Source organism: Streptomyces sp. NPDC021749, from assembly GCF_040640655.1.
Classification (GTDB): Bacteria; Actinomycetota; Actinomycetes; order Streptomycetales; family Streptomycetaceae; genus Streptomyces.
In genome coordinates, this window is the sequence record NZ_JBFACE010000055.1 from 1 (window position 1) to 21,305 (window position 21,305).

Below are 21,305 nucleotides of genomic sequence, written 5' to 3' on the forward strand. Positions count from 1 at the left end.
CTCATCGAGATCGTCGAGATCGGCAAGCAGCTCCTGATCACCCGGGGCGCACTGACCACCTTCTCGATCGCCAACGACGTCGCCAAGTACTTCGCCATCATCCCGGCGATGTTCGCCGTGGCCTACCCGGGCCTGGACACCCTCAACATCATGCGGCTGTCCAGCCCCAACTCCGCCATCCTGTCGGCGATCATCTTCAACGCGCTGATCATCATCGCGCTGGTGCCGCTCGCCCTGAAGGGCGTGCAGTACCGGCCGATGAGCGCCGACAAGATGTTGCGGCGCAATCTCGGCATCTACGGCCTGGGCGGACTGATCGCACCGTTCATCGGCATCAAACTCATCGACCTGCTCATCTCCCTCATCCCCGGGCTGCACTGATGCGGAAAGCGTGGTAACCGCCATGAACAACTCGGTACGCAACACCGCTCGGTTGCTGGGCGCCGCTCTGCGCGCCCTGCTCGTCCTGACCGTGGTGTGCGGCGTCCTCTACCCGCTGGCGGTCACCGGCGTGGCCCAGGCGGCCTTCCCCGACCAGGCCAACGGGTCCGAGGTCCGCTCCCACGGCAAGGTCGTCGGCTCCGCACTCCTCGGCCAGCGCTACGACAAGGGCACCGACAAACACGGCAACCCCATTCCCGACCTGCGGTTCTTCCAGCCGCGCCGGTCCGCGGGCCTGGGCAGCAACCGCGCCAACGGCGTCAACACCCAGTACGACCTGCAGGTCTCCGGCGCCTCCAACCTGGGCGCCACCAACACCGACCTCATCAAGGCGGTCGAGGAACGCAAGAAGTGGGTCGCCGAGACCTACGGCGTCCCCGAGTCGAAGGTCCCCGCGGACGCCGTCACCTCGTCCGGCTCCGGCCTCGACCCGGACATCTCCCCGGCGTACGCCCAACTCCAGGCCGACCGTGTCGCCAAGGAGAACCACCTCCCGGCAACCACGGTGCACCGACTCGTCACTCGTCACACCGAGGGCCGCACCCTGGGCTTCCTCGGCGAACCGCGAGTGAACGTACTGGAGTTGAACGTGGCGCTGCGGGATCTGGTGGGGGGTAGGGACAAGGGCTGACGAGGGGCTGAGAGGAGGCTGAGGAGGGGGGAACGAGTCCTGAGAGGAGGGCTGAGGAGGGACGAACGAGGCCTGGAGTGTGGCACTCCCCGGCGCGGTCCGGGCCCCCTCCCCGCACCTCGGTCCGAGAGTTATCCACAGGCGTTGCCCGCCGAACTGCGCGGTACGCATACTGACGCCACCGGCAGGCACCACCGAGGGTGCCGGGCCGGCGCGGCAAACCGATGCCGCAACGGGAGTGGGGGAACGAACCATGCACAACGGGGGAAGCAGATCTCGACCGGACCCGGTCGGTGGAGTCGACGGGGCAAGCGGTGTCCCCACGGCGATGGACGCGGCCCCGCCGGCGACGGACACAGTGCCCACGGCGATGGACACGACCAGGACCACGACCACGACCGCGAACACGACCACGACCGCGTCCTCGGCCATGGTCATCGTCGAGGGCCTGCGCCGCAGTTACGGCAGTGAAGGCAGCGGCGCCGGCACCGTGCACGCGCTCCGTGGGGTGTCCTGTCGCGTCCCGCGCGGCGAACTCGTCGCCCTGCGCGGCCGCTCCGGATCCGGCAAGACGACACTCCTCAACCTCATCGGCGGCCTGGACACCCCGGACGCGGGACACATCACCGTCGACGGCACCCCGCTCGCCGGACTCGGTGAGGCCGAACTCCTGGAAATGCGCCGCGACCGCATCGGCTTCGTCTTCCAGTCGTTCGGGTTGATACCGATTCTGAGCGCCGCCGAAAACGTGGGGGTGCCGTTGCGACTCCGCAAGGTCCCGCCACGCGAGCGAGAGGAACGCGTCGCCCTGCTGCTGTCACTGGTCGGCCTCGCCGACCATGCGCGGCAGCGCCCGGGCGAACTCTCCGGCGGCCAGCAACAACGTGTCGCGATAGCCCGCGCGCTGGCCAATCGCCCCGCCCTTCTCATAGCCGACGAACCCACCGGCCAACTCGACGCCGAAACCGGCCTGGAGGTGATGGAACTGCTGCGCGCCGTCGTCCGCAGCGAGGGTGTCACGGCCCTGGTCGCCACGCACGACAACACCCTCCTGGGCCTGGCCGACCGCGTCCTGACGCTGAACGACGGGTTGATCACGGAGGAGAACGGCCCTACGTAGCCACGGGCTTGACGTAGCGGGTCCGGTGGGCGGGGAGGGCTGGGGCAACGTGCGCGGGGTGCGGGGGGCGCAACGTGTGCGGGGTGCGGGGCTGGTGGGGACGGGAACGGGGTGGAGGAGGAGGCGGGTGGGGGAGGGGGCCCGGGGAGGGGCCCCAGGGGGAGGGCCCGCGGAGGCCGCCCGCGGAGGCTCCCCGGGGGAGTGGAAGGGCCGGCCATGGCGATGGCCGCCCCTTGCCTCCACCCGGACGTGCGCCTGGCCGCCCTCCCCGGCCGCTTATGGCGGACTCACGGGTGCCGCTGCGAACACGGCAGCACAGGGCGACCCTGATGTGCCGTCAGGTGAGCGCGAGCGTGAACAGTACGAACGCGAGCACGATGATGGCCACGCGGGCGTAGTGGAAGCGGTCCCATCGGCCGACCTGTTGCTTCCAGTCGGCGGGTACGCCCTCCTTCGACCAGGTCGCGACGCGTGAGTTGATCGGGACGAGCAGCAGGATCGACATCACCACGCTCAGTACGAGCAGCGCTGTGCCCACGGCGATGAGCGAACCGCCCTGGTCGCCCCATGCCAGTGCGGACCACGTCGCGCCGAGGATGACCGAGCCGATGTACCAGAACGGCATGACCCGGCCGAGGATGCGCGCCCCGTCGCTGCGGGCGTCGAGTCCGCCGTCGTTCGGGAGTCGGTCGAGGATCGGGTTGACGAACACCGCCACCGCGAACTCGACGCCCACCATCAGTCCGACCACGACGACCGTGACGACGGCCAGTGCGTTGTGCATGTCCCCTCCCGAGGGCTTGAACCAGAGCTTGAGCAAGGGCTTGAAGCGCCGGTGGCCGAGTGTTCGGCGGCCTGGAGCCCCAGACATCTAGCGGCGCTAGATTCTGGTGCGATGCTAGATGGGTCGATGCTCTGTTGTCTAGCGGTGCTAGCATCGAGGCATGTCGGTACGTGAACGCAAGGAACGCGAGCGGGCCAACCGCCACAGGCTGATCGTCTCCACGGCCCGCGAGCTGGCCGAGACGCAGGGGTGGGATGCCGTGACCACGCGCCGCCTCGCCGAGCAGATCGAGTACAGCCAGCCCGTGCTCTACAGCCACTTCCGGGGCAAGAAGGAGATCGTCGGGGCGGTCGCGTTGGAGGGGTTCGCCGAGCTGACGACCGCACTGCGCGCGGCGGCGCCGGAAGGCCCCGCCGGCCGCGAGGCGGTCGCGGCGCTGGCCCGCGCCTACACCGACTTCGCCGCGCGCAATCCCGCCCTGTACGACGCGATGTTCAGCCTCGACAACGGCCTTCCGTTCGCCGACGAGGCCACGCCCGCGCCGCTGCGCGAGGCGTTCCAGGCCCTGCTGGACCCCCTCGTCGGCCATGCGCACCCCGATGAGCCGGGGCTGTTCGTCGAGACGTTCTGGGCCGCGCTGCACGGGCTGGTCACCCTCACCCGCGCCGGACGGCTGCCCGCCGACCGGGTCCTCGACCGCCTCACTCTCCTGGTCGACCGCTTCGTCCCCCGGTAAAGGGGATCGTCGGCGGAGGCGATCCCCAGGGCGGCGATACGGCTCAAGTCCGGGCGACGGTCACCGGCTGACGGGGCGCGGTATCGGGACGCGGTATCGGGGCTCGGTGACGGGGCTCGCTCGCCCCTGGTCGGTTCCGGTCCGCCCCTGGCCGGTTCCCGTCCGCCCTCTGGACGGTTGCCGCTCGCCCGCGGTCGGTTCCCTTTCGCCTCGGGCTGGTTCTCGCCGACTGCTGGAGGTGTGTCAGGTCCTGCCCCCGACGCTGTTACCAGTGCCAGACGTCGCCGTCGCGGCTACCAGACGTCGCCGTCGCGCCAGTCGCAGGTGAGGTCGGAGTCGAGGTCCAGGGGGGCGGCGGGGGTCGGCAGGACGTAAAGGCAGTCGTCCTCCTCGGCGGTGCGCTGGATGCCGGACGGGGTGAGGACCCAGGAGCGGCCGCGCCACTGCTGCCAGCCCCGGGCGGCGTAGAAGGTGGCAGCCTCGTCGGAGGCGCCGAGCGCGCCGAGGTCGTAACCGGCGCGGATCACTCGTTCCAGCGGGGCCATCATGGCCGCCCCGTGGCCGCGGCCGCGCCGGTCCGCGCGTACGCCGACCCCCTCGACGTAACCGCAGCGCAGCGCCCGGCCGCCGTGCAGCAACCGGCGCTGGATCACGCAGGCATGGCCGACGAGTTCGCCGTCCTCGTAGGCCAGGGCGTGCAGACCGCCGAGGGCGTGCTCCCAGTCCTCCTCGGTCATGTCGTCGAAGACGTCGTAGAGGAGGGCGCGCACCGCCCCGAGGGTTGCCGCGTCCAGGTCGGCGGTGTGCGTGATCCGCAGCGCGGGCGTGCGGCCGGTCGTCAGATCTGCCCTGGGCACGGAGGAGTGGTGGCCGGTGAGGATGGTGGGATCCGTGGGATCCGTGGGATCGGTTACGGGCTGGGGCTGGGGCTGAGGCTCGGGCTCGGGTACGGGCGCGGTGTCCGTCATGAGGGGCATCGTGGCATTCGGCCGCGTCGTCCGGCGAGGTGTTTTGGTGGGGTGGGGTCGCCGCCTGGAATGCCTCCGATGGACGCCAAGTGGACGGGCGGGAGAAGCGACCTCGGGCCTCGGTCCGGTTGGCCGTCGTTCCCGCTGCTCCGTAAGCCACAAGCGGCGTCGCCGTACCCGAGCCAGCGCCGTGCGCCGCCGCGGGCCCGACCCGTCACCGCGAGCCCGACCCGTCACCGCGAGCCCCACCCGCCGCCGCGAGCCCCACCCCCCCCGCCGCCGCCCCCGCCCCACCAGGCCCGGAGCCCCGTATCAGAGTCGCGTCAAGACCAGGGGCAAGGTGCCGACTGCGGCTTTTGTTTGCTTGTGGGGTCGGTAGGGTCGCAGCAGGCCAGCCCGGTGGGGGCGGCCTTCACGTAAGACAATGGGGCCATGGCACGCGGCAAGCTACGGATATATCTCGGGGCGGCGCCCGGCGTCGGCAAGACCTACGCGATGCTGTCCGAGGCACACCGGCGCGTGGAGCGGGGTACGGACGTCGTGGTGGCGTTCGTCGAGCACCACGGTCGGCCCCGTACGGAGGTCATGCTGCACGGCCTGGAGCAGATCCAGCGCCGCGAGCTGCCGTACCGCGGCTCGGTCTTCACCGAAATGGACGTGGACGCCGCGCTGGACCGCAAACCCGCCGTGGCCCTGGTCGACGAGTTGGCCCACACCAACGTGCCCGGTTCGCGCAACGCCAAGCGCTGGCAGGACATCGAGGAGCTGCTGGAAGCCGGCGTCGATGTCATCTCGACGGTGAACATCCAGCACCTGGAGTCGCTCGGGGACGTCGTCGAGTCCATAACGGGCGTCCGGCAGCGCGAGACCGTACCGGACGAGGTGGTGCGGCGGGCCGACCAGATCGAGTTGGTCGACATGTCGCCACAGGCGATCCGGCGCCGGATGGCGCACGGGAACATCTACCAGCCCGACAAGGTGGACGCCGCCCTGTCGAACTACTTCCGGCCGGGCAATCTCACGGCGCTGCGCGAGCTGGCGCTCCTCTGGGTCGCCGACCGCGTCGACGAGTACCTGCAGGAGTACCGGGCGGAGCACTCGATCCGGTCGACCTGGCAGGCCCGCGAGCGGATCGTCGTCGGCCTGACCGGGGGCCCCGAGGGCCGTACGCTCATCCGCCGGGCCGCCCGGATGGCGGCCAAGGGGTCGGGCAGCGAGGTGCTCGCCGTCTACATAGCCCGCAGTGACGGGCTGACCTCCGCCTCGCCCAAGGAACTCGCCGTCCAGCGGACCCTGGTGGAGGACCTCGGCGGAACGTTCCACCACGTCATCGGGGACGACATACCGAGTGCGCTGCTGGAGTTCGCGCGCGGGGTGAACGCCACGCAGATCGTGCTGGGGTCCAGCCGCCGCAAGACCTGGCAGTACGTCTTCGGGCCGGGGGTCGGCGCGACCGTCGCCCGCGACTCGGGGCCGGACCTCGACGTGCACATCGTCACCCATGAGGAGGTCGCCAAGGGCCGCGGGCTGCCGGTGGCGCGCGGTGCGCGGCTGGGGCGGGCCCGGATCATCGCCGGCTGGCTGGTCGGCGTGGTGGGCCCGGCGTTGCTCTCGCTGCTGCTGTCCGGCCTCGCCAACGGCCCCGGGCTGGCCAACGACGTGCTGCTGTTCCTCTTCCTGACCGTCGTGGCGGCGCTGCTCGGCGGGCAGTTGCCGGCGCTGGCGTCGGCCGCGGTGGGCTCGCTGCTGCTGAACTTCTACTTCACGCCCCCGACCCACACCCTCACGATCAGCGACCCGAAGAACATCGTCGCCATCGCGATCTTCTTCGCGGTCGCGGTGTCGGTCGCCTCGGTGGTGGACCTCGCCGCCCGCCGCACCCACCAGGCGGCCAGGCTGCGCGCCGAGGCGGAGATCCTGTCCTTCCTCGCCGGCAGCGTACTGCGCGGCGAGACGACGCTGAACGCCCTGCTGGAGCGGGTGCGGGAGACCTTCGGCATGGACACCGTGGCGCTGCTGGAGCGGCGCAGCGACGTCGCCCCGTGGACCTGCGCGGGCCGGGCCGGCGGTTCTGAGAAGGGCGAGCCGCTGCAGCGGCCGGAGGACGCGGACGTCGACATGCCGGTGGGTGACCACATGGCGCTGGCACTGACCGGGCGGGTGCTGCCCGCCGAGGACCGCCGGGTGCTGGCCGCCTTCGCCGCGCAGGCCGCCGTGGTACTGGACCGGCAGCGGCTGGTCGGCGAGGCGGAACGGGCCCGCGAGCTGGCCGAGGGCAACCGCATCCGGACGGCGCTGCTGGCCGCGGTCAGCCACGACCTGCGGACGCCGCTGGCGAGCATCAAGGCCTCGGTCACCTCCCTGCGCTCGGACGACGTGGCCTGGTCGCCCCAGGACGAGGCCGAGCTGCTGGCCGGAATCGAGGCGGGGGCGGACCGGCTGGACCACCTGGTGGGCAACCTTCTGGACATGTCCCGGCTGCAGACCGGCACGGTCACCCCGCTGATCCGCGAGATCGACCTCGACGAGGTCGTCCCGATGGCGCTGGGCGGCGTACCGGAAGTCAGCGTCACCCTGGACATCCCGGAGGAGCTGCCGATGGTCGCGGTCGATCCCGGCCTGCTGGAACGTTCGGTCGCCAATCTCGTCGAGAACGCCGTGAAGTACAGCCCGGACGGGGAGGCGGTGCTGGTCGCGGCCAGCGCGCTCGGCGACCGGGTGGAGCTGCGGATCGCCGACCGCGGTCCGGGCGTGCCCGACAGCGCCAAGGACCGGATCTTCGAGCCGTTCCAGCGCTACGGCGACGTCCCGCGCGGCGCCGGCGTGGGGCTGGGGCTCGCCGTGGCGCGGGGCTTCGCGGAGGCGATGGGCGGCACGCTGGCTGCCGAGGACACCCCGGGAGGCGGGATGACCATGGTCCTCACGCTCCGGGCGGCGGGCGGCCGGCCGCCGGTCCGGCCCGACCTCCCGGCCCAGGTCACGACATGAGCCGCACCCCGCCGCCGCCCTCCATCCCACGTCCCGCGGGCCGCCCCGCCGGGAGACGACCCGACCCCGCCCCGCCGGGATACGACACGACACCACGAGGAGATCGCCAGTGAACCGGGTGCTTGTGGTCGATGACGAGCCGCAGATCGTCCGCGCCCTCGTGATCAACCTGAAGGCGCGCAAGTACGAGGTCGACGCCGCCCCCGACGGGGCCACCGCCCTCAAGCTCGCCGCCGCCCGCCACCCCGACGTCATCGTCCTGGACCTCGGCCTGCCCGACATGGACGGCGTCGAAGTGATCAAGGGCCTGCGGGGCTGGACCCGGGTGCCGATCCTGGTCCTCTCCGCCCGGCAGACCTCCGACGAGAAGGTGGAGGCGCTGGACGCGGGCGCGGACGACTACGTCACCAAGCCGTTCGGCATGGACGAGCTGCTGGCCCGGCTGCGGGCGGCGGTGCGCCGCGCCGAGCCGACCGGGCCGGCCGACACCGCCGTGGTCGTGGAGACCGAGGGCTTCACCGTCGACCTGGCCGCGAAGAAGGTCAACCGCGACGGCCGGGACATCCGGCTGACCCCCACCGAATGGCACCTCCTGGAGGTCCTGGTCCGCAACGCCGGCCGGCTGGTGAGCCAGAAGCAGCTGCTCCAGGAGGTCTGGGGCCCGTCCTACGGCACCGAGACCAACTATCTGCGCGTCTACATGGCCCAGCTCCGCCGCAAGCTGGAGAGCGACCCCTCCCACCCGAAGCACTTCATCACCGAGCCGGGGATGGGTTATCGCTTCGAGCAGTGAGGGCGGGTGGTCCGGCCGGGGGTCCGGGGGTTGGCCCCCGGGGGGTGCAGTATCGGCGAGCCGGGGATGGGTTATCGCTTCGAGCAGTGAAGGTGGGCGGTGGCGGCGGGACGGACGTCCCTGTGGACGCCGTGATCCGCGGACCCGGGCACCGGTACGCTGGCTCTATGAGTGCTGGGACCCGATCCGAGAAGCCGGCCGGTCGCTTCCGCCGGATGCTCGACAGGCTGTCCTCCTCCGAGGAGGAGCTGCAGTCCGCCGAGTTGCAGCAGGACGCGGAGGACGCGGGGTGCACCCGCATCTGCGACTGCGACGACCGCCAGATAGTCAAGGTCACCGGCACCCTGCGGCATGTCACGCTGCGGCCCCGCGCCGGTGTGCCCGCGCTGGAGGCGGAGCTGTTCGACGGCTCCGCCGCGCTCGACGTGGTGTGGCTCGGCCGCCGCTCCATCGTCGGGATAGAGCCGGGCCGTAAGCTCATCGCCTCGGGCCGGATCTCGCTGAGTCACGGACGCCGGGTGCTCTTCAATCCGAAGTACGAACTCCGACCGCTCGGACAGGAGTAGCCGGTGACGTCTTACGACCGACCGACCACTGACCCCCAGGCCGCTGCCGGTGCCACTCCCGGCGCCGGCCCCACCCCCACCCCCGCCGGCCCGCCGGACGAGAGCGGCGCCGGCCGGGAGGTGACCGAGGCGGCGCTGTTCGAGGCGTTCGGCGGGGTGCGGGGCCTGGTGGAGACGGTCCTTCCCGGCCTGCTGTTCGTCGCGATCTTCACGGTCAACAAGGACCTGCACGTCTCCGCGATCGCCGCGCTGGCCGTCTCGCTGGTGCTGGCGGCGGTCCGCCTGGTCCGCAAGGACACCGTCAAGCACGCCTTCGGCGGTGTCTTCGGCGTGGCCTTCGGTGTGGTCTTCGCGATGATGACCGGCAACGCCAAGGACTTCTACCTGCCCGGCATGCTCTACACCCTCGGCCTGGCGTTGGCGTACATCGTCACGACGCTCGCCGGTGTGCCGCTGATCGGTCTGATCCTGGGCCCGGTCTTCAAGGAGAACCTCTCCTGGCGCACCCGCAACCCCGGCCGGAAGAAGGCGTACGCCAAGGCCAGCTGGGCGTGGGGACTGATCCTGCTCGGCAAGTGCGCGGTCCTCTTCCCGCTGTACTGGTGGGCGGACACCACCCAGCTCGGCTGGGTGCTGATCGCGCTGAAGATCCCGCCGTTCCTGCTCGCGGTCTATCTGACCTGGGTCTTCCTGGTGAAGGCGCCGCCGCCGATCGACGTCTTCGCCGAGATGGAGGCCGCGGAGCAGGCGGAGAAGGAACGCAAGGCGGCACCGGCGAAGGACGGCGGCGAGGCGACGGCGGGCCGCCACCGTCGCGAGTCGTAGCGCCGGCGGAGTCGTAGCGCCGACCGCCGCGAGTCGTCACCGCGAACCGCAGCCGCACGCACGACGAGGGCGCCCCGGAGATCTCCGGGGCGCCCTCGTCGTGCTCGTGCCGTACGGCCGGGCCCGCTAGCCCGCCGCGTCCTCGCGCCGCATGGACAGCAGGTCCTCCAGCTGCTCCTCGCGGGACTGCGCCGCCACGAACAGCAGCTCGTCGCCCGCCTCCAGGACGTCCTCCTTGTTGGGCGTGAGCACCCGCGTGCCGCGGATGATCGTGACCAGGGAGGTGTCCTCGGGCCACGCCACATCGCCGACCCGGGTGCCGGCCAGCGCCGCCTCCGGGGGCAGCGTCAGCTCGACGAGGTTGGCGTCACCGTGGCTGAAGCGCAGCAGCCGGACCAGGTCGCCGACGCTGACCGCCTCCTCGACCAGGGCGGACATCAGACGCGGCGTGGAGACCGCGACATCGACGCCCCAGGACTCGTTGAACAGCCACTCGTTCTTCGGGTTGTTCACCCGGGCGACCACCCGCGGCACGCCGTACTCGGTCTTGGCGAGCAGCGAGACGACGAGGTTGACCTTGTCGTCGCCGGTCGCCGCGATGACGACGTTGCAGCGCTGCAGCGCCGCCTCGTCGAGCGAGGTGATCTCACAGGCGTCGGCCAGCAGCCATTCCGCCAGCGGCACCCGCTCGACCGAGATGGCGGTCGGCGCCTTGTCGATGAGCAGGATCTCGTGACCATTTTCCAGCAGCTCGCCCGCGATGGAACGGCCCACCGCGCCCGCGCCCGCAATTGCGACCCTCATGCGTGCGCCTCCTCGGGACCCGTGGCGAATGCCGCCTCGACCTTCTCGACCTCGTCGCTGCGCATCATGACGTGCACCAGGTCGCCCTCCTGCAGCACCGTCTGGGAGGTCGGCAGCATCGCCTCGCCCAGGCGGGTGAGGAACGCGACGCGCACGCCGGTCTCCTCCTGCAGCTTGCTGATCTTGTGGCCGACCCAGGCCGGGGAGGTGTGCACCTCGGCGAGCTGGACGCCGCCGCTGGGGTCCCGCCACAGCGGCTCGGCGCCCGACGGCAGCAGCCGGCGCAGCATCTGGTCGGCCGTCCAGCGGACGGTGGCGACCGTGGGGATGCCCAGCCGCTGGTAGACCTCGGCGCGGCGCGGGTCGTAGATCCGGGCCGCGACGTTCTCGACACCGAACATCTCGCGGGCCACCCGGGCGGCGATGATGTTGGAGTTGTCACCGCTGGAGACGGCCGCGAAGGCGCCCGCCTCCTCGATGCCGGCCTCCCGCAGGGTGTCCTGGTCGAAGCCGACGCCGGTCACCCGGCGGCCGCCGAAGGACGAGCCCAGGCGGCGGAAGGCGGTGGGGTCCTGATCGACCACCGCGATGGTGTGGCCCTGGCGCTCCAGGGTCTGTGCGAGCGCGGATCCGACCCGCCCGCACCCCATGATGACGACGTGCATGCTGATTACCCCGTGCCCTGTACTAGCGCGCTGACCTGCACAAACACCCTGCTCACTACTTTCTTCTCCCAGTACCGGCGACACGAAGCCACAGCTCGCGATACGGACCGGGTGCGGCAGCGGGCGCGCTGGTCGCACCGGTGGTCCGGTACAACCGTAGCCGCAAGAGCGGTTCCTGGAGGGGGCGCGGTCGGCAGCAGTTGGGAGGCGGATCGGCGAGGCGGTGCGACCGTCTTCCGCGCCGGGCTGCGCCGCCCGCATCCCGTGAGGCACGCTACGGGGTGTGCCCAGTCTGCCTCTCCAGCCCCAACAGGGCTCTCCTGCCCCGCACATGGTGGTCTGCGGCGATGACGCGCTCGCCCACCGGCTCGCCGCGGAGCTCCGGGACGTCTACGGCGAACGGGTGACGCTGGTGACCCCCTCCGCCCGCGAGCCGCACCGTCCCCGGATCCCGCCGCCGGCCAGCCCGCTGGGCCGGGCCGGTGCGCTGCTCGGCCGGGTGTCGGCGGCGATGACGCGCACCGCGCTGCCCCCGGAGCCGCCCGGAGAGGGCACCGAACCGCCGCCCGAACCGCTGCACATCGTGGAGGCGGCACAGCCGGACGACGCGGCGCTCACCAAGGCGGACCTCGCCGGTGCGGAGGCGCTGGCCCTGGTCTACGACGACGATGAGCTCAACATCCACGCCGCGCTGCGGGCCCGCCGGCTCAATCCCCGGCTGCGGCTGGTCATCCGCCTCTACAACCGCAAGCTGGGCCAGCACCTGGAGGAGCTGCTCGACCAGGCCGCGGCGGTCGCGGCCCTGAGTGACGGCGAGGACGGGCCCGCCGGGCCCGTGGACGGCGCGGCCGGGATCGACGCCTCGACGACCGTGCTGTCCGACGCGGACACGGTGGCTCCCGCGCTGGTCGCCACCGCGGTCGCCGGGACCAGCAAGGTCATCGAGGCGGACGGGCTGCTGTTGCGGGCCGTGGAGCGCACGCCGATGCCGCCCGGCCGGGCCGGGGACCCGGAGCTGTGCACGCTGGCGGTGCTCCCCGCCTCCTCCGCCGACCCGGCAGCGACCGGCGCTGCCGCCGCCGCTTCCGTCCCGCGTTCGTCCGACGCCGCCAACTCCGTTGACGGAGCGTCGAGTTCGGGCGGCCTGGTGGACGAGGGGGCGGTGCTGCTGCCGGACGACGAGGTGGCCGAGGCCGCCGCCGGCCGGGCCCGCGTCGTCCTGGAGACCGTCTCCTATACGGGTACCGGCCCCTCCAGGGGTACGGGCCCGGGCGCGGCGCGGCCGGTGCGCCGTCGTGGACTGCGCGGCCGCGGTGCCCCGCTCGCCTCGCTGTTCTCCCGGCGGCTGCGCTGGTCGCTGGCCGGCCTGGTCGGCGCGGTGCTGGCCCTGGCCGTCGCCTCCTCGCTCACCACCGGCGAGGACCCGCTGCACGCCACCTACCTCACGCTGCTGGACCTCTTCGCGATCAACGATCCGGCGCTCGGCGAGCCGCTGCCCCGCAAGATCCTCCAACTGCTCTCCGGGCTGACCGGTCTGCTGCTGCTGCCGGTGCTGGTCGCCGCGGCGTTCGAGGGGCTGGGCACGTTCCGCAGCGCCTCGGCACTGCGCCGGCCGCCGCGCGGTCTGTCGGGCCATGTCGTGCTGCTGGGCCTCGGCAAGGTCGGCACCCGGGTGCTGGCCCGGCTGCACGAGATGGGCATCCCCGTGGTGTGCATCGAGGCGGACCCGGAGGCGCGGGGGCTCGCCCTGGCCCGGCGGCTGCGGGTGCCGACCGTCCTGGGGGACGTCACCCACGAAGGGGTCCTGGAGGCCGCGATGATCGGGCGGGCGTCCGGTCTGCTCGCGCTGACCAGCGAGGACACCACCAACCTGGAGGCCGCCCTCTACGCCCGCTCGGTCACCCCGCAGCTGCGGGTGACCCTCCGGCTGTTCGACGACCGCTTCGCCACCGCCGTCTACCGCACCCTGCGCGCCGCGCACCCCCGGGCGCTGACCCGCAGCCGCAGCGTCTCCTTCCTGGCCGCCCCCGCGTTCGCCGGCGCGATGATGGGACGGCAGATCCTGGGCGCGATCCCGGTCGAGCGCCGGGTGCTGCTGGTCGCCCGGGTCGAGGTCCGCGGCCACGCCGCGCTGGAGGGCCGTACGGTCGGCGAGGTCCGGCGGCCCGGCCGGCTGCGGGTGCTGGCGGTCGACACCTCGGCCCCCGACGATCCGGACCCGGACGCCCCGGCCGCCGCGCCGCCGCCGGCCGCCGAGCGCGCGCCGGCCCATCTGGCCCACGAGCTGGGCGACGGCTACGTCCTGCGGCCCCAGGACCGGGTGCTGCTGGTCGCCACCCGCCAGGGTCTGGGCGCCCTGCACTCCCGCCGCCGCAGGCCGTCCGGCCCGGGAGCGGCGGCGACGGCGCGTACCGGGGGAGGGGCGAGCGGCCCGGCGTGACGAAAGCCACGAAAGCCCGTCCGCGGCCCGCTCCCGGCGGGTGTCCTGTGCGTGCGACGTGCGGATCCTGTGCAGGGGCGGGCCTCGGGGCCGTTCGCGGCCCGGGCGGGTGCGGCCCGCGCCACGGTCGTTTGCCGTTCCGTGCGGGTGGTGGGTGGGCAGGGGGCTTGACCACCCCTTAGCATCCTCTGCGTGTCCAAACTGACCGACGTGCCCAAACGGATCTTGATCGGGCGCGCACTGCGCAGCGACCGGCTCGGGGAGACCCTGCTCCCCAAGCGCATCGCACTCCCCGTCTTCGCCTCCGACCCGCTCTCCTCCGTGGCCTACGCGCCGGGCGAGGTGCTGCTCGTCCTGTCCGTCGCGGGAGTGTCGGCCTACAACTTCAGCCCCTGGATCGCGGTCGCGGTCGTGGTGCTGATGTTCACCGTCGTCGCGTCGTACCGGCAGAACGTGCACGCCTACCCGAGCGGTGGCGGTGACTACGAGGTCGCCACCACCAACCTCGGCCCCAAGGCCGGGCTCACGGTCGCCAGCGCCCTGCTCGTCGACTACGTCCTGACCGTCGCGGTGTCCATCTCCTCCGGGATCGAGAACCTGGGCTCCGCGATCCCGTTCGTCGTCGAGCACAAAACGCTCTGTGCGATCGCGGTCATCCTCCTGCTGACCCTGATGAACCTGCGCGGGGTCAAGGAGTCCGGAAAGCTCTTCGCGATCCCCACGTACGTCTTCGTGGCCGGCGTCTTCATCATGATCATCTGGGGCGTCATCCGCGGCGTGGTCATGGGCGACACGATGAAGGCCCCCACCGCCGACTACACCATCCACGCCGAACAGGGCGGTCTGGCCGGCTTCGCGCTGATCTTCCTGCTGCTGCGCGCCTTCTCCTCCGGCTGCGCCGCGCTCACCGGTGTCGAGGCGATCAGCAACGGTGTGCCCGCTTTCCGCAAGCCGAAGAGCAAGAACGCCGGCACCACGCTCGCGCTCATGGGTGGCCTGGCCGTCACCATGTTCTGCGGCATCATCGCGCTGGCCATGACGACCCGGGTCAGGATGGCCGAGAACCCGGCCACCGACCTGCTCGACAACGGCAGGCCGCTGGGCTCCGGCTACACCCAGAACCCGGTGATCTCCCAGGTCGCCGAGGCCGTCTTCGGCAAGGGCAGCTTCCTCTTCGTGGTCCTGGCCGCCGCCACCGCGCTGGTCCTGTTCCTGGCCGCCAACACCGCCTACAACGGCTTCCCGCTGCTCGGCTCGATCCTGGCCCAGGACCGCTACCTGCCGCGCCAGCTGCACACCCGCGGCGACCGGCTGGCCTTCTCCAACGGCATCGTGCTGCTGGCCGGCGCCGCCGCGGTCCTGGTCTACCTCTACGGCGCGGACTCCACCCGCCTGATCCAGCTCTACATCGTCGGCGTCTTCGTCTCCTTCACGCTCAGCCAGACCGGCATGGTCCGCCACTGGAACCGCCACCTGCTCACCGAGAAGGACCCGGCCAAGCGCCGCCGGATGTACCGCTCCCGCGCGATCAACGCCTTCGGTGCCTTCTTCACCGGCCTCGTCCTCGTCGTCGTCCTCCTGACGAAGTTCACCCACGGCGCCTGGGTGGCCCTGCTCGGCATGGTCATCTTCTTCGCCACCATGACCGCGATCCGCCGCCACTACGACCGGGTCGCCGACGAGATCGCCGCCGAGGACACCCCCGACGACGATGTGGCCCGCCCCTCCCGCGTGCACTCCCTCGTCCTGGTCTCCAAGGTGCACAAGCCCACCCTGCGCGCCCTGAACTACGCCAAGCTGATGCGTACCGACACCCTCGAAGCGGTCAGCGTGGACGTCGACCAGGCCGACACCAAGGCACTGCGCGAGGAGTGGGAGCGCCGCGGCATCGAGGTCCCGCTCAAGGTCCTGGCCTCGCCCTACCGCGAGATCACGCGCCCCATCATCGATTACGTCAAGTCCCTCCGCCGCGAGAGCCCGCGCGACGCCGTCTCCGTCTACATCCCCGAGTACGTCGTCGGCCACTGGTACGAGCACCTCCTGCACAACCAGAGCGCCCTCCGCCTCAAGGGCCGCCTCCTCTTCACCCCCGGCGTCATGGTCACCTCCGTGCCCTGGCAGCTGGACTCCTCGGAGGCCGCCAAGCTCCGCGCCCGCAAGCGCGCCGAGTGGAACGCCCCGGGCGCGGTCCGCCGCGGCCCGGTCGCCCAGCCGAAGAAGGAGAAGGCGGCTACGAAGAAGTAGCGGCCGGCCGCGGCCGCGGGCCGGCGCCTCAACGGCCGGGCGTGCGACCGGGCACACCACGCCGGGACGTAGACTTGACGGCTGGCCTCCCCCCGGAGGCCGGCCGTCGTCGCGTCGTACCACCACCTTCAGGGAGCCCACCCGCCATGCCGGAAGAACCCAAGAACCCGCTGGCCGGCGAGGAGAAGTCCCTGGCCGGTGCGGACGAGCCGGCGGCCGGCGCCGCCGCGAAGTCGCTGGTCGGTGAGGAGTACGAGGTCGAGGTCGGCCCGGTCGCACACGGCGGCCACTGCATCGCCCGCACGGAAGCCGGCCAGGTCCTCTTCGTACGCCACGCCCTGCCCGGCGAGCGCGTGATCGCCCGGGTCACCGAGGGCGAGGAGGGCGCCCGCTTCCTCCGCGCCGACGCCACGCAGGTCCTCCAGCCGTCCAAGGACCGGGTCGAGGCTCCCTGCCCCTTCTCCGGCCCCGGCCGCTGCGGCGGCTGCGACTGGCAGCACGCCAAGCCCGGCGCCCAGCGCCGCCTCAAGGGCGAGGTGGTGGCCGAGCAGCTGATGCGGCTCGCCGGGCTGACTCCCGAGGCGGCCGGCTGGGACGGCACCGTCGAGCCCGCCCCCGGCGACAAGGTCGCTCCCGGCGAGGTGCCCGCCTGGCGCACCCGCGTCCAGTACGCCGTCGACGCCGAGGGCCGCGCCGGCCTGCGCAAGCACCGCTCGCACGACGTCGAGCCCATCACCCACTGCCTGATCGCCGCCCCCGGCGTCTCCGAACTCGGCGTCGAGAAGCGCGACTGGCCCCAGATCGCCACCGTCGAGGCGATCGCCGCCACCGGCTCCCACGACCGCCAGGTCATCCTCACCCCGCGCCCCGGCGGCCGCCTCCCCATCGTCGAACTCGACAAGCCGGTCTCCGTGATGCGCGTCGGCGAGAAGGACAAGGGCGTCCACCGCGTCCACGGCCGCCCCTTCGTCCGCGAACGCGCCGCCGGCCGCACCTGGCGGGTCGGCAACGGCGGCTTCTGGCAGGTCCACCCGAAGGCCGCCGACCTCCTCGTCGACGCCGTCATGCAGGGCCTGATGCCGAAGAAGGGCGACATGGCCCTCGACCTGTACTGCGGCGTCGGCCTGTTCGCCGGAGCCCTGGCCGAACGCGTCGGCGACAAGGGCGCGGTCCTCGGCATCGAATCCGGCAAGCGCGCCGTCGAGGACGCCCGCCACAACCTCGCCGACCTCGACCGCGTCCGCATCGAACACGGCAAGGTCGAATCGATCCTCCCCCGCACCGGCATCACCGACGTCGACCTCGTCGTCCTCGACCCACCCCGAGCCGGCGCCGGCAAATCCACCGTCCACCACCTCGCCTCCCTCACCCCCCGCCGCCTCGCCTACGTAGCCTGCGACCCGGCGGCCCTCGCCCGCGACCTGAAGTACTTCGCGGAGGCGGGGTACGCGCCTCGGCGGATGCGGGCGTTTGATTTGTTTCCGATGACGCATCATGTGGAGTGCGTGGTGATTTTGGAGCGGGCGGCTAAGGGCGCCTGACCTGCGGGTTTGGGTGGTGCGCGTTATGTGCGATGTGGGCGTTACGGGCGATATCTTGACGCCGAAATGACGCTCGTGACGCTCGTCCTGATGGGGTGTCAGGCAAATTCGCCGCTGGTCGGGCGGTCTGCTGGCTAAACGGGTGTGGCAGGTCGCCGGGAATTTCGTTGTTTTGCCCGAGGCGGCCGCGCGGCGGCAGGTGGCGGTCGGGCCCTGCGGCAAACCGGGCTGTTGGTGGACGTTCCTCCAGTGCCCAGGGCTGTCGGTCGCGTCCAACGGCCTCTCGTCGGACGGGTCTGCTCCACGCCGAAAGAGGACCAGCTGGCGGGGAGTTGTGTTGGTTGTGTTCGCGCCGGCGCGTGCGCCGCAATTCGCAACTCCGCGGCCTTGGTGAAGGTGACGAAAACGTGGTCGGGGAGCAGAGGACAGGCATAGCCTGCGTAACGCATCGCATGTGGGGTGGACGACATACGGTGCGGCGGAGGTGTCATGGGTGGGGAGCCGCAGGGGCCAGTGGCCGTCAGGGAGCTTGGGGGGCCGGATGCCGGACATTCGAAGAGATTGAGTGGGCGTCCGGGGGGTCGCCAACGACTTGAGGACAAGGGGCCGGTGGCGTCTTGTGAGCGCGGGACAGCCTCCCAAGTGGTCGGCCCGTATGGCGAGCAGGTGTTGCTGACCTCTGCCATGGTCCAGGGCTACGACGCCGTACCGGACGTGGAGCGGGAGCGGTTGCTGCGCTATCTGGAAGCGGTCGTCGCAGCCCGCCGGACGCCGGTGCACGCCGCCGTCGCCTTCAACGCCGTGTACTTCGGCTATGACCTCGACGGCGACGGCTATGGCCGTAGCCCTCTGCGGCCCGACGACTTCCCGGTGGTCACTCTCGGCAGGTCCGCACCGGCGTTACCCGTCGGCGCCATGGTGCGTGTCGCCACGGGGGCGGACCCGCTCTATGCCGAGGTCGTCTACAAAGAGGGCGCCCACGCGAACATAGGTGCCTTCGGTGACGTACCGGCTTGGGTGTCCGGAGCGCCGGCGGGCGCCGAAGGCCCTGGCAGATTGGGGGAGGACACTTGTCCGCGGCGCCGGGAGCTCCTGGTACCCGACCCGCATGCCTTCGGGCCGGGACTGAGCCTGTCGCCTGCCCAGCTCCACCGCTTGCGTGCCCACCAGCGGTGGATCAACGAGGATGGCCATGTCGTCATCGAGGCCCGCTACCCGTCGCGGGAAGTGGCCCGCCGCAGTGACCTGTCCGCCTACGCGGACTATCTGCTGACCACCGGCCGGTCCCAACTCCTCAGCCCCTTCGTCCCCGTGTCCCTCGCCGAACTTGTAGGCAGCACGGACGACGAGGCACTTCGCACCGGTCTCCTGCGCCTCCTCGACACGGTACGGCGCGTTCTCGGCTCCAGCGATGTGCTGCGGACGTGGGGCCTGTACGCCATGACCCGGGAAGCACTCGCAGCCTGTTGGCGTGACACCGGACCGCTTGGGGGTGACGATCTGAGGACGCTCGCGGCGGCCGTGGAACGCGCTGCCACTCCGTCGCGACGCCGCTACGGACTGACCGCTCCGGTCACCGTCTACACAGCGGTCGGCCCCCGGCTGCGTGCGTTCCCCGGAGCCAAGGACCTGCTCAAGGGATTGGGGTACGCCGCGGCCGTGTGCCGTGCCAATGTGACGCTCGCCGACGTTGTTCAACGGGACAGTGAGGAAGGCTTGTTCCCCAACGGCACCCGGGTCACGCTGGACGACGCCTTCGAAGGAGGAGGCATATGGCGTTCTCACCACCCCGGTGACGCGGAGGTCTCAGGCCACCCGTTGACCCCCGCCGGACGGGGGTGGGCCTCCACCACGGCGACACCACCGTGGCAGGAGCAGGAGCAGGAGCAGGAGCAGGAGCCGGTTGACTCGCCCCTTGCGGACGATGCGGACCTTGGGCCGAGTGAGCTGCTGCGGAGCAGTGAGAAGGAGATCGTGTGGCGGCTGCCGCTACGCCTGGCTCACCTTATCGACGGTTTCCTTCCGCTCCGTTCGCCTGTCGTCGAGGAACTACGGGCGACCTTCGGGCGGCAGGCCACCATGCGGCTGGAGCTCACCAACCCCGGCGGCGCCCTCGACGAGGGCGAAGCCGCGCAGACCACCATCGCGGAACTCGGTGACTCGGACGGTCGTCTCACGGGGGTGGTCTGGCCACTCGACTTCTTCCCCGGCCTGGTGCTCCAGCTCCACTGGGATCGCGGCGGTCGGGTAATCCGGGTGGCGACGACCCGGCTCGATCAGCCGGTACAGGTCGGCGGCCGGGTGATCGGGCACTGTTACGACCCGTGTGTCCTCACCCGGGAGGACGCCCCGGGCAGTGATCGCCACGGTGACACGGCAGCAGGTCTCGGTCCCCGGCAACTGGTGATGCGTACGGTACGTCGTTGCGGGCTGCTCACACTGGACGGCCATGCCCTACTCGACCGCTCCGGGCTGCCTCTTGCCGTCTACGGCCGACCGCCGGCCCGGTCACAGTCCGCCGCCCTTGAAGCCGCGGTGGCGGAACTACTTGCCGAGCGTCTCCTCGAACCGGCCGTCGGCAGTCGTGACGCCACGGGGCAGCCGCACTTCCCGGAGCGCTCCGGTGAGCGGACGATACCGCTCATCGGCTACCGCCCCGCCCGAATACGCATCCCCCGCCCCTGGGGCGGCATGGGGCCCATGAGCGAGCCGATGCGCGGGGTGCAGTACGTACCCGGTCATCTGCGCCGTTTGCTGCCAGGGTGCTCTCCGAGCGAAACCCAGCGGGCAGCCTTCCGGGAGTACTGCCGCCGGCTGGGCAAAGCGGATGGCTGGGAGTTGCCCGCAGGCTACACCTTCGTCACCCAGCACACACGGGGCCACTGAGCGTTCCCTCAGCGCCCGACTTCTTTCTCTTCGTACCCGGCTGACACCGGGTGTCGACGCCGCATTCACCCACCACCGAACGGAGTGCGCACGTATGCAGGACCGCTATCACGTCATCGCGGAGCCACCGTTGTCTCCGCATGGCGTGTCGGTCGAGGGCCTCGGAGCTCTGGCCGCAGCACTCAACGCACTGGACCAGCCAGCTGCCACCGCCCTGGACGACCTGAAGGTCGGCATGGTGGAACTGGCCTTCAACTCCATACCTCCCAAGGCGCGGCAGCAATTACTCGGTCGCCTGGGAATACGGATGGCTGCCCCTCGGCGGGCAGGCAGCGCACTGTGCCGGGATGTCCTCGCCAGACTGCGGCGCGAGGCACGGCAGAACTCGTGCACCTGCGGCGTCGTGAAACTGACTCAAACCGTGATGGACGACGTGGGAAGGGCCGCCTTCACAACCGGCAGTGACGCCGCCCCCGACCCTGTTTCCCGATGGGGCGGGACGCTGGTCCGGGCCGCTGTGTTCGCGTGGTGCAACGCTTCGGTCGCCGACGCGTACGTCCTCGCGTGGGCGGCGGACCAGGGCTGGTTCGGGGCGACGGCGGACGCAGCGGAGGCCCAACGACTCGATGCCGTCCGGGCAGCCGCGCGGTCCGTGGCCGAAGCGCACCCGGACTTCACCTTTGGTGAACCAGATCGCGGAGAACCCCAGCCGCCGCCGACCGACGAACGTGTTTCCGGCGCGGACCGGAGGGCGGCGGATGCCTCGGTGCCAGAAACGTCTTCGCCGGGCTCAGCCCTTCCGGCCGAACACGCTCTGCATACGTCGACGGGGAGCGCCCCGGTCCCGGACCTGCCCGCCATGGCTCCCGAAGG

At 71.5% G+C, this 21,305-nt stretch carries 15 protein-coding genes and 1 pseudogene; 12 read left to right on the forward strand and 4 right to left on the reverse strand.

The window, feature by feature from the left end; translation table 11 throughout:
• From AB0G35_RS33765 to AB0G35_RS33775, 3 genes and pseudogenes are all read left to right on the forward strand, one after another.
• Window positions 1–381, forward strand: a pseudogene (locus AB0G35_RS33765) (potassium-transporting ATPase subunit B); the annotation flags it as partial.
• 22 nt (window positions 382–403) lie between these two features.
• Entirely contained in the window at window positions 404–1,072 is a 669-nt protein-coding gene (gene kdpC / locus AB0G35_RS33770; protein ID WP_360957542.1) for a potassium-transporting ATPase subunit KdpC, read from the forward strand.
• A gap of 370 nt (window positions 1,073–1,442) precedes the next feature.
• Window positions 1,443–2,192 carry an ABC transporter ATP-binding protein gene (locus AB0G35_RS33775; protein WP_360957545.1) on the forward strand — a complete coding sequence of 250 codons (750 nt, stop codon included), beginning with the start codon at window positions 1,443–1,445 and terminating at the stop codon, window positions 2,190–2,192.
• Between the two features lie 337 nt (window positions 2,193–2,529).
• Here AB0G35_RS33775 and AB0G35_RS33780 read toward each other — a convergent pair whose 3' ends face one another.
• Entirely contained in the window at window positions 2,530–2,976 is a 447-nt protein-coding gene (locus AB0G35_RS33780) for a DUF1772 domain-containing protein (RefSeq protein ID WP_360957548.1), read from the reverse strand.
• A 160-nt stretch (window positions 2,977–3,136) separates the two neighbouring features.
• Between AB0G35_RS33780 and AB0G35_RS33785 the strand changes: the two genes are divergently transcribed.
• On the forward strand, window positions 3,137–3,712 hold the full coding sequence (locus AB0G35_RS33785) for a TetR/AcrR family transcriptional regulator (protein WP_360957551.1): 576 nt from the start codon (window positions 3,137–3,139) through the stop codon (window positions 3,710–3,712).
• Window positions 3,713–4,005: 293 nt separating this feature from the next.
• On the opposite strand, the gene AB0G35_RS33790 is transcribed toward AB0G35_RS33785, so the two are convergent.
• Window positions 4,006–4,569 (reverse strand): GNAT family N-acetyltransferase, encoded by a 564-nt coding sequence (locus tag AB0G35_RS33790; protein ID WP_360957600.1) that lies wholly within the window; start codon window positions 4,567–4,569, stop codon window positions 4,006–4,008.
• Between the two features lie 543 nt (window positions 4,570–5,112).
• On the opposite strand from AB0G35_RS33790, the gene AB0G35_RS33795 reads away from it, so the two are divergent.
• The 4 genes from AB0G35_RS33795 (at window position 5,113) to AB0G35_RS33810 (ending at window position 9,852) form a co-directional block, all read left to right on the forward strand.
• Complete coding sequence (locus AB0G35_RS33795) at window positions 5,113–7,668, forward strand: sensor histidine kinase KdpD (protein WP_360957553.1); 2,556 nt, start codon at window positions 5,113–5,115, stop codon at window positions 7,666–7,668.
• A gap of 109 nt (window positions 7,669–7,777) precedes the next feature.
• Complete coding sequence (locus AB0G35_RS33800) at window positions 7,778–8,461, forward strand: response regulator (protein ID WP_360957556.1); 684 nt, start codon at window positions 7,778–7,780, stop codon at window positions 8,459–8,461.
• A 167-nt stretch (window positions 8,462–8,628) separates the two neighbouring features.
• Window positions 8,629–9,027, forward strand: a complete 399-nt coding sequence (locus AB0G35_RS33805; protein WP_078872252.1) for an OB-fold nucleic acid binding domain-containing protein — start codon at window positions 8,629–8,631, stop codon at window positions 9,025–9,027.
• A 120-nt stretch (window positions 9,028–9,147) separates the two neighbouring features.
• Entirely contained in the window at window positions 9,148–9,852 is a 705-nt protein-coding gene (locus tag AB0G35_RS33810; protein ID WP_360957602.1) for a DUF3159 domain-containing protein, read from the forward strand.
• Between the two features lie 126 nt (window positions 9,853–9,978).
• On the opposite strand, the gene AB0G35_RS33815 is transcribed toward AB0G35_RS33810, so the two are convergent.
• Together AB0G35_RS33815 and AB0G35_RS33820 are read right to left on the reverse strand one after the other, a co-directional pair.
• Window positions 9,979–10,656 (reverse strand): TrkA family potassium uptake protein, encoded by a 678-nt coding sequence (locus AB0G35_RS33815; RefSeq protein WP_261955254.1) that lies wholly within the window; start codon window positions 10,654–10,656, stop codon window positions 9,979–9,981.
• Complete coding sequence (locus AB0G35_RS33820) at window positions 10,653–11,321, reverse strand: TrkA family potassium uptake protein (protein WP_360957559.1); 669 nt, start codon at window positions 11,319–11,321, stop codon at window positions 10,653–10,655. The genes AB0G35_RS33815 and AB0G35_RS33820 overlap by 4 nt, the downstream gene beginning before the upstream one ends.
• A 331-nt stretch (window positions 11,322–11,652) precedes the next feature.
• Here AB0G35_RS33820 and AB0G35_RS33825 point away from each other — a divergent pair, with 331 nt between their 5' ends.
• The 4 genes from AB0G35_RS33825 to AB0G35_RS33840 all read left to right on the forward strand — a co-directional run bounded on the left by AB0G35_RS33825 (window position 11,653) and on the right by AB0G35_RS33840 (window position 20,432).
• Window positions 11,653–13,761, forward strand: coding sequence for an NAD-binding protein (locus AB0G35_RS33825; RefSeq protein WP_360957605.1), 2,109 nt, complete (start codon window positions 11,653–11,655; stop codon window positions 13,759–13,761).
• Between the two features lie 192 nt (window positions 13,762–13,953).
• Complete coding sequence (locus AB0G35_RS33830) at window positions 13,954–16,005, forward strand: APC family permease (protein ID WP_360957562.1); 2,052 nt, start codon at window positions 13,954–13,956, stop codon at window positions 16,003–16,005.
• Between the two features lie 146 nt (window positions 16,006–16,151).
• Window positions 16,152–17,546 (forward strand): TRAM domain-containing protein, encoded by a 1,395-nt coding sequence (locus AB0G35_RS33835; RefSeq protein ID WP_360957565.1) that lies wholly within the window; start codon window positions 16,152–16,154, stop codon window positions 17,544–17,546.
• A 666-nt stretch (window positions 17,547–18,212) separates the two neighbouring features.
• Window positions 18,213–20,432 (forward strand): hypothetical protein, encoded by a 2,220-nt coding sequence (locus AB0G35_RS33840; protein WP_360957567.1) that lies wholly within the window; start codon window positions 18,213–18,215, stop codon window positions 20,430–20,432.
• The last annotated feature ends 873 nt before the right edge of the window (window positions 20,433–21,305 follow it).

Excerpts from the sequence above, each read along its gene's own strand:
- AB0G35_RS33785 (WP_360957551.1), top strand. The coding sequence starts at position 3,137 with ATGTCGGTACGTGAACGCAAGGAACGCGAGCGGGCCAACCGCCACAGG.
- AB0G35_RS33780 (WP_360957548.1), bottom strand. The coding sequence starts at position 2,976 with ATGCACAACGCACTGGCCGTCGTCACGGTCGTCGTGGTCGGACTGATG.
- AB0G35_RS33795 (WP_360957553.1), top strand. The coding sequence starts at position 5,113 with ATGGCACGCGGCAAGCTACGGATATATCTCGGGGCGGCGCCCGGCGTC.
- AB0G35_RS33825 (WP_360957605.1), top strand. The coding sequence starts at position 11,653 with ATGGTGGTCTGCGGCGATGACGCGCTCGCCCACCGGCTCGCCGCGGAG.
- AB0G35_RS33815 (WP_261955254.1), bottom strand. The coding sequence starts at position 10,656 with ATGAGGGTCGCAATTGCGGGCGCGGGCGCGGTGGGCCGTTCCATCGCG.
- AB0G35_RS33820 (WP_360957559.1), bottom strand. The coding sequence starts at position 11,321 with ATGCACGTCGTCATCATGGGGTGCGGGCGGGTCGGATCCGCGCTCGCA.
- AB0G35_RS33775 (WP_360957545.1), top strand. The coding sequence starts at position 1,443 with ATGGACACGACCAGGACCACGACCACGACCGCGAACACGACCACGACC.
- AB0G35_RS33835 (WP_360957565.1), top strand. The coding sequence starts at position 16,152 with ATGCCGGAAGAACCCAAGAACCCGCTGGCCGGCGAGGAGAAGTCCCTG.
- kdpC (WP_360957542.1), top strand. The coding sequence starts at position 404 with ATGAACAACTCGGTACGCAACACCGCTCGGTTGCTGGGCGCCGCTCTG.
- AB0G35_RS33805 (WP_078872252.1), top strand. The coding sequence starts at position 8,629 with ATGAGTGCTGGGACCCGATCCGAGAAGCCGGCCGGTCGCTTCCGCCGG.